The sequence below is a fragment of the Pelotomaculum isophthalicicum JI genome (genome assembly GCF_029478095.1).
Classification (GTDB): Bacteria; Bacillota; Desulfotomaculia; order Desulfotomaculales; family Pelotomaculaceae; genus Pelotomaculum_D; species Pelotomaculum_D isophthalicicum.
The window spans coordinates 1-1,865 of sequence record NZ_JAKOAV010000079.1; the positions used below are offsets into that span (position 1 = coordinate 1).

At 53.2% G+C, this 1,865-nt stretch carries 1 protein-coding gene and 1 pseudogene; both read left to right on the forward strand.

The genetic code is table 11. From position 1 onward, the window contains the following. Positions 1-59 precede the first annotated feature (59 nt). On the forward strand, positions 60-881 hold the full coding sequence (locus L7E55_RS17465; RefSeq protein ID WP_277445639.1) for a DUF1670 domain-containing protein: 822 nt from the start codon (positions 60-62) through the stop codon (positions 879-881). A 62-nt stretch (positions 882-943) separates the two neighbouring features. After that, positions 944-1,698 (forward strand): annotated as a pseudogene (locus L7E55_RS17470) (DUF1670 domain-containing protein). Positions 1,699-1,865 lie beyond the last annotated feature (167 nt).

A 1,865-nucleotide genomic window follows, 5' to 3' on the forward strand; every position in this document is an offset into this window, starting at 1 on the left:
AACTCCTGTAAGCTATAAATAGCAAACGGGAGGAAACCAAAGCAGAGGAGGACAAACCCATGGAAAAAGCAATACAAGAACGTATTCAGGCGAAGACAAGAGACAGCCAGCTATTTGAAATATTTGTCAATCACTTCGAGTTTTCTCCCAAGACAGCCGAAGCTGCCATCAATACAGTCAAAGAGATCTACGAACTCGACCGCTATGACCCCGACCGGATGTGTGAAACCGGTCGGGTAATCCGGCAGGTTGTTTCCATAAAAGCAAAGCACGGGCCCCGGTTGCGCGAACTGCCCAAAGTAACCGTAAAGCTAACCGTTGACGCCGGCGCCGAAGATCAAGAGGTATTTCGCAAACATGGCGCGTCCGGACTGCGCGAAGTGCAGATCTGCCGGATGACCGAAGAAGCCCTTGAACAGGGCGGCGTACTTACCCAGGAAGACATCGCCGACATACTCCAGGTAGACGTCCGGACCATCAGGCGTACCATCAAGCAGTTGCAAGGACGCGGCATTCGAGTGCAAACCCGCGGCCTATATCACGACATAGGCCCGAGCATATCCCATAAAGCGTGGATTGTCAGCCTGTATCTCGACTACAAGACCTATTCCGAGATCGCCCGGACAACAAGGCACACAACCACTTCCATTAAAAGATACATCATGGACTTTGCCCGGGTGGTCCTGTGTATCCCAAAAGGTTTGAACCTGGCGGAAACCGCCCATATCGCTGGCATATCAGAGCGTCTGGCCAGGGAATACGCAGGACTTTACCTGCGCTACAACACCCCCGAACATGCCGAAAGACTACAAGATCTGATCACCAAAGCAAGCCGCAACGTAGCAAGTGAAGAGCAAAAAGGGGGCCTTGCAGTTTCATGAAAATGGTTAACGATAAAGAAAGTGCCATAAGAAAGCGCACGTTTCGAAGCGCTCTCATTGAAATGCTCGAACGGGAATACAAGCTTATCGGCAGTCACAAAGTCATTGAGCTCATTGCCGACGATATCTGCCAGTTAAGAGACGAATTTTACCCGCGAGCCGGTCAAGAAGCCTATGGTAATCTTACCTGGATCACCACCTCCAGTGACAACAAGAAGCCAAAACTGGGCCAGCGGGTCGAAGACTACAAAAACACCCGCATATCGCTACCGCTTATAGCTGAAGAAGACCTCCGGATGATGGAGAACCTGCCCTCCACAGAGCGGGACAAAGCAAAGATCGTCCGGCTGATCAACTCCGCCTATGAGCAGGGGGCCTGCTAACCATTGAAGAACTGGCCCTGATGGTAAACAGGACACCCACATCCGTGTCCAAGCGGATCAAAGAATACCAGGAAGAGCACCAGGTCGTGCTGCCGATCAAAGGGAACAAGCTGGACATGGGGCCCGGGATCACCCACAAGCGGATTATCCTTGAACTGTACGAAAAGAAAGTCGCTCCGCCGGATATTGCCCGGCAGGTCAACCACAGCCAGGAAGCCGTAGACCGGTACATCAAAGACTACGAGCGAATCAAGTTCCTGGTGCGCCGGGGGATGGGTCTCGTCGAAATCAGCCACCTTACCGGACGGGGCAAAAAAGTGGTAAAACAGCACCTGGAGATTATCAGGCAACATCACCCGGAACTCTTTGAAACCGGGCAAGCGCCGGACAAATGTCCGGACACCGGCGCCGGGGGCTCCCCAAAAACCGATTAATAGCAAGGTTTTTTAACCGGACAAATGTCCGCACGGTTGTATTCCTAAAAAACGTTGTATCCGTCGAGGGGAGACGACGGCCCCCGGCCGCGCGCCGCGCGGTGTAGGCGGGATTTCAGTCGCCCTACGGGCTCCTTACATCCCGCCTACACCGGCAAGTCCCCATC